The following is a 5,285-nucleotide window of genomic DNA, read 5'->3' on the forward strand; positions in this document are numbered from 1 at the left end:
CCTTGACGTAGGTTTCATCCAGGCGCCAGCTCGGATCAAAGCCACGCCGCCAGAACCAGCGCAGCCGCTTCTCCATCTCCGGGGCGTAGCACTGGACCCAGCGATAGATCGTCGTATGGTCGACCGAAATGCCGCGTTCCGCCAGCATTTCCTCAAGGTCGCGATAGCTGATCGGATAGCGACAATACCAGCGCACCGCCCACAGGATCACATCACCCTGGAAATGGCGCCACTTGAAATCCGTCATCGTTCCGTCCGTCCAATCTCCGCCAAGCATGCTCAAGCTTCACGATTTTTGCAACAGAGCCATCCAGACTTACGATACCGTTGTTCGCTACGCTGGTCGACCCGCCGAATATGGCTTGACCGTGCGCTTCAAGTTCCAGTAATGAAACCGGAACGCCGATAAGAAACTGTTGGAGGGATAGATGTCTGATTTGAGCGGCAAGACGATAATCGTGACGGGCGCAGGCGGCAGTATCGGCCGCGCTGCCGCCCTTATTCTTGCCCGTCGGGGCGCGAATGTGGTTGTCGCCGATATCGTCGAAGCCGCAGCCGAGGAAACGGTCAGACTGATACGCGCGGAAGGTGGCAACGCCGTCTACAGCCATTGCGACGTCAGTATCGAGGACAACGCGTGGTCGACCGTGGAACTCGCCATCACCGAATTCGGTCGCCTTGATGGCGCATTCAACAATGCGGGGCTGCCGCCGGTCAGCGTGCCGCTTCATCAACTGACGAGCGCCGATTTCCAACGATCCCTGGATATCAACGTGCTCGGCGTTTTTCATTGCATGAAACATCAGATCGCAGCGATGCTGAAAGCGGGGAGCGGCGGTTCGATCGTGAACACGGCGTCGGTTGGCGGCACCGTCGCGATCCCCGCACAAGGCGAGTACGTCGCAGCCAAACATGCCGTTATCGGGCTGACGCGGATCGCTGCCGTCGATTACGGGCAACAGGGAATCCGCGTGAACGCAGTTCTACCGGGCGCTATCCGCACTCCGATGCTGATGTCGGTGATCGAGAACGATCCTTCGCACGCGGAATTCCTGAAAACCGCCCACCCGATCGGTCGATATGGCGAACCGGCGGAGATCGGCGAAACGGCAGCCTGGTTGCTGTCGGATGCCTCTTCGTTCGTCACCGGCGCCGCCATTGCTGCCGATGGCGGCTACACCGCAATCTGATCATTTTACGGAGCAGCCTCCATGCACAGCATCAAGATACTCGCGACGATCCCGCGCCGGAAGGACATTTCGGAACAGCAGTTCCACGATCACTGGCGCCATCCGCACGGCACACTCAGCAAGAAGATCGCGTGCCTGCGCGGCTATGTGCAATCGCACCGGATCGTCTCTCCGCTGCTGCCTGATACACAGCTGGCCTACGACGGCATTACCGAGCTGTGGTATGACAGTCTCGACGATGCGCTCAACATGGGCAAAGATCCCGCGCATCGCAAATACAACATCCCCGACGAACCGCTGTTCGTCGACATGGACGGACTGAAGTTCACCTTCTTCGAGGAGGACATTATCCGCTCGCGACCGGCGGTGGACGATCCCGATGATGCGGCCGTGCAGTGGTCGCCCACCGAATGGTCGGTAAGCGTCAAGATCCTGCAACTGGTCAAGGCGGATGGCAATCCGGCCTGGGCAGGCGATCAGGACAAGGCGCTGGGCGATCGCATCGGCGCGTTTCGGCATGTCCGCTCGTTCGCGATAGACGCGGTGCACAAGGGCACCTCGCCGTTCATCGGCGCGCGCGAACTGTGGTGGCCGACGCTATCCGATTTCGAACGCGGCGTGGCGGGTGATCGCGCGGCGTTCGATGCGCTCCTGGCACAGGCCGGCCAGCATTACACGATGCTGGCATCGGCCGAGCGGGTGATCTGATGCCGGCCCCCGCGCTCGACGAGGAGCCCGTGCTGCCCCCCGGCTTCGAGGATCTTCTCGAATTCGTGCCGCACTGGATCGGCGAGACGGCGCAGGAACGATGGGATATCCGGGCGCGCGCGACTATGGCGGAGATAACCCGCTTCTACGATGTGCTGCTCTCCCGTTCGGAAGCCATCCTCGACCATGTCGAGACCTTTCCGCTCGACGCGATGCCGGCGCCGACGCTGCGCCTGTTCAGGCTACAGCTGGCGCTGGCTCACGCGGCGATGTCCGTAGAATTGCACAAGCAGCCGCGCGCGCACAATTCGCCCTATCCGCACCAGGTCCGCATCCTGCGGACGGCAGAGCCAACGCTGTAAAGGAGTTCGTCGCATGAACGAGATGACCGAGCTTGCCAGCATCGGCTCTGTTGCAAAGATTGGCGGCAGTCAGAGGTAGGCTGTCGCTCTGCGCCGATCAGGCGGCTGCTGCGAAATGGTGGTTGAGCATGCCCATGGCCTCCGTCAGCGCCGAGGGCCCAATGCCAAAAGCTCTCTCCACAAGGCGCACCTCGCCCCTGATGCCGGGCTGCAGGCACCAGGGGCGAGCCTGTCCTTTGCGCAGGGCTCGCATGACTTCGAATCCCTTGATCGTGGCATAGGCCGTGGGGATCGATTTGAAACCGCGCACCGGCTTGATCAGTATCTTGAGCTTTCCGTGATCGGCCTCGATCACGTTATTGAGATACTTCACCTGCCGGTGGGCCGTCTCCCGGTCCAGCTTTCCTTCGCGCTTCAATTCGGTGATCGCTGCACCATAGCTCGGCGCTTTGTCGGTATTGAGCGTGGCAGGCTTTTCCCAGTGCTTCAGGCCTCGCAGGGCCTTGCCCAGGAACCGCTTCGCTGCCTTGGCGCTGCGGGTCGGCGACAGGTAGAAATCGATCGTGTCGCCCCGCTTGTCGACTGCCCGGTACAGGTAGGTCCACTTGCCCCGCACCTTGACGTAGGTTTCATCCAGGCGCCAGCTCGGATCAAAGCCACGCCGCCAGAACCAGCGCAGCCGCTTCTCCATCTCCGGGGCGTAGCACTGGACCCAGCGATAGATCGTCGTATGGTCGACCGAAATGCCGCGTTCCGCCAGCATTTCCTCAAGGTCGCGATAGCTGATCGGATAGCGACAATACCAGCGCACCGCCCACAGGATCACATCACCCTGGAAATGGCGCCACTTGAAATCCGTCATCGTTCCGTCCGTCCAATCTCCGCCAAGCATGCTCAAGCTTCACGATTTTTGCAACAGAGCCTTTACGCCTTCGACGGCAATCCCATCGTCTCCCTGATGGCGGAGGAAAGCATCAGGGCGCTCGCCAGGAGCCTGCCGCTGATCAAGGCCGATCCCACCGATGCGAAGGCGCGGGGCGACGCGCTCTATGGCTGCTGGCTCGCCGGCAGCGTCCTGGGCGCGGCGAGCGTCGCGCTGCACCACAAGCTCTGCCACACGCTGGGCGGCACCTTCGACATGCCGCATGCGCAGACCCACACCGCCGTGCTGCCCCATGCGATCGCCTATAATGCGCCGTCGGTGCCGGAGGCGATGGAACGGGCTAGCCGCGCACTAGGCGGCGGCGACCCCGCGACCAAGCTGTACGAACTGGCGGTGGGCCTGGGCGCGGAAATGTCGCTGGCGAAGCTCGGCATGCCCAAGGACGGCATCGCGAAGGCCGCCGCGCTGGCGGTCGCCAACCCCTATCCCAACCCCCGTCCGATCACGGAGGAGGGCATCGTGCAGCTTCTGAGCCGCGCGGTGGAGGGGCTTCCGCCGATCACCGCATAAGCAAAGGCCTGATCCTGGAACAGTGCCGGCCGCATCCGATCATTTCCGGATGCGGCCGGTTCTCGATCATCCGGCGCTCCCGTTCGGCCATGGCCAAGGACGGGACGAAATTCAGCGGCTTTCCGCGCCGAGCCAGCCCTGCACCGCCGCCTTGATCGGCAACGGCAGTTCATGCCCGCCTTCATAAGGGATGAAAGTCGCCCGCGCGCCGCTGGGGCCGGAGAGATAGGCTTCCGCCTGCTCGAACTTGTGGCGCGGGATCACATCGTCGAATTGGCCCCGGCAGAAGAGGACCGGCTTGTCGAGCAGGCCGTTGTCCGGCAGGTCGCCGTCCTCCACCGCGAAGCAGCCGCCGATCATGATGAGGCCGCTATAGGCCCCCGGATTGCTGAGCAGAAGACTGGCGGCCATCGCGGCGCCGTTGCTGAAACCGCATAGCCAGGGCCGTTGGCGGCCGGTATCTGCGGCGATCCAGTCGCCGACCTTCGACGTTTCGCCCGACAGGCTGGAGGGCAGGGCGACGCCGATCCCGGCATTTTCGAACCAGGCGAACCCCGGCCCCTGGGGAAGCGGCCCGCGATAGGAGCGAACATTCGCGCGGCCGAAAAGGGGCAGCGCGAACCCCGCTTCCCTTTCGGTGCTGCCGCGGCCGTGAAGATATACGATGTCGCGGCCGGACGGAATGTCGGGATTGTCGTATCGCATGACGATGGCATTGTCTCGAGACATGTTCGCTTCCAATTCCTGGCGATGCGAAGCCGAAGCGGCGTCCGGTCCGACGGCGTCGGCCCGGCTGCTCCGGCTTCCTGTTTTAGCGGGCTTTCCGGTCGGCGGATATTCCGCCTGCCGGGAAATGCTCAAGGCGACCATAGCATGCGATGGCTGCTTTCAAAGCGCGGTCGCTCAATCCCCATGACCGATTTGTGGGCAGTTGGCCCCGTTTCGATCAAATCCGTATCGCGAATATTCCTAATTCATTTGCAGCAATTTCCTCCGCAGGCGAAAGCTGCGATCCTTTCCGGACGGCCCGATAAGCATAATAATCACCGACGTGCCGGATAAGACAGGCGCTGATCCATAACAGCGCATGGAGAGGATATTCCTATGCTTCGATCTCCGGGCAATGCGCGGCGCGTCCGTCGCAATCCGCTCCCGGCCTCGACGTCCGCTGGCCCGCTCGCTGCGTGTCCGGCCCATGCGCAACATGGTCCAGGGGGAAACCCCGCCGCCTGTTTTCCGGAACGGCGGGAATGGCCCGATGAACGGCTCTGTTGCAAAAATCGTGAAGCTTGAGCATGCTTGGCGGAGATTGGACGGACGGAACGATGACGGATTTCAAGTGGCGCCATTTCCAGGGTGATGTGATCCTGTGGGCGGTGCGCTGGTATTGTCGCTATCCGATCAGCTATCGCGACCTTGAGGAAATGCTGGCGGAACGCGGCATTTCGGTCGACCATACGACGATCTATCGCTGGGTCCAGTGCTACGCCCCGGAGATGGAGAAGCGGCTGCGCTGGTTCTGGCGGCGTGGCTTTGATCCGAGCTGGCGCCTGGATGAAACCTACGTCAAGG

The 5,285-nt window shown here is 62.3% G+C and carries 6 protein-coding genes and 2 pseudogenes; 5 read left to right on the plus strand and 3 right to left on the minus strand.

From position 1 onward, the window contains the following. Positions 1–247, minus strand: a pseudogene (locus V474_RS25975) (IS6 family transposase); the annotation flags it as partial. A 181-nt stretch (positions 248–428) separates the two neighbouring features. Between V474_RS25975 and V474_RS24695 the strand changes: the two are divergent. From V474_RS24695 to V474_RS24705, 3 genes are read left to right on the plus strand one after another with little or no spacing between them, the layout of a single operon-like run. Then, complete coding sequence (locus V474_RS24695) at positions 429–1,190, plus strand: SDR family NAD(P)-dependent oxidoreductase (RefSeq protein ID WP_059153753.1); 762 nt, start codon at positions 429–431, stop codon at positions 1,188–1,190. A gap of 21 nt (positions 1,191–1,211) precedes the next feature. Next, positions 1,212–1,898 carry an EthD domain-containing protein gene (locus V474_RS24700; protein WP_007682394.1) on the plus strand — a complete coding sequence of 229 codons (687 nt, stop codon included), beginning with the start codon at positions 1,212–1,214 and terminating at the stop codon, positions 1,896–1,898. Next, entirely contained in the window at positions 1,898–2,260 is a 363-nt protein-coding gene (locus V474_RS24705; RefSeq protein ID WP_007682395.1) for a hypothetical protein, read from the plus strand. The genes V474_RS24700 and V474_RS24705 overlap by 1 nt, the downstream gene beginning before the upstream one ends. A 97-nt stretch (positions 2,261–2,357) precedes the next feature. Here V474_RS24705 and V474_RS24710 read toward each other — a convergent pair whose 3' ends face one another. Beyond that, a complete protein-coding gene (locus V474_RS24710) occupies positions 2,358–3,122 on the minus strand; it encodes an IS6-like element IS6100 family transposase (protein ID WP_001389365.1) in 765 nt (254 codons plus the stop codon). A gap of 48 nt (positions 3,123–3,170) precedes the next feature. On the opposite strand from V474_RS24710, the gene V474_RS24715 reads away from it, so the two are divergent. Further along, positions 3,171–3,713 carry a dehydroquinate synthase/iron-containing alcohol dehydrogenase family protein gene (locus V474_RS24715; RefSeq protein ID WP_015460612.1) on the plus strand — a complete coding sequence of 181 codons (543 nt, stop codon included), beginning with the start codon at positions 3,171–3,173 and terminating at the stop codon, positions 3,711–3,713. A 111-nt stretch (positions 3,714–3,824) separates the two neighbouring features. Here V474_RS24715 and V474_RS24720 read toward each other — a convergent pair whose 3' ends face one another. Next, entirely contained in the window at positions 3,825–4,442 is a 618-nt protein-coding gene (locus tag V474_RS24720) for an alpha/beta hydrolase (protein WP_013054035.1), read from the minus strand. A 596-nt stretch (positions 4,443–5,038) separates the two neighbouring features. Here V474_RS24720 and V474_RS24725 point away from each other — a divergent pair. Beyond that, positions 5,039–5,285, plus strand: a pseudogene (locus V474_RS24725) (IS6 family transposase); the annotation flags it as partial.

The sequence above is a fragment of the Novosphingobium barchaimii LL02 genome, assembly GCF_001046635.1.
GTDB classification, from domain to species: domain Bacteria; phylum Pseudomonadota; class Alphaproteobacteria; order Sphingomonadales; family Sphingomonadaceae; genus Novosphingobium; species Novosphingobium barchaimii.

Excerpts from the sequence above, each read along its gene's own strand:
- V474_RS24695 (WP_059153753.1), top strand. The coding sequence starts at position 429 with ATGTCTGATTTGAGCGGCAAGACGATAATCGTGACGGGCGCAGGCGGC.
- V474_RS24700 (WP_007682394.1), top strand. The coding sequence starts at position 1,212 with ATGCACAGCATCAAGATACTCGCGACGATCCCGCGCCGGAAGGACATT.
- V474_RS24705 (WP_007682395.1), top strand. The coding sequence starts at position 1,898 with ATGCCGGCCCCCGCGCTCGACGAGGAGCCCGTGCTGCCCCCCGGCTTC.
- V474_RS24710 (WP_001389365.1), bottom strand. The coding sequence starts at position 3,122 with ATGACGGATTTCAAGTGGCGCCATTTCCAGGGTGATGTGATCCTGTGG.
- V474_RS24720 (WP_013054035.1), bottom strand. The coding sequence starts at position 4,442 with ATGTCTCGAGACAATGCCATCGTCATGCGATACGACAATCCCGACATT.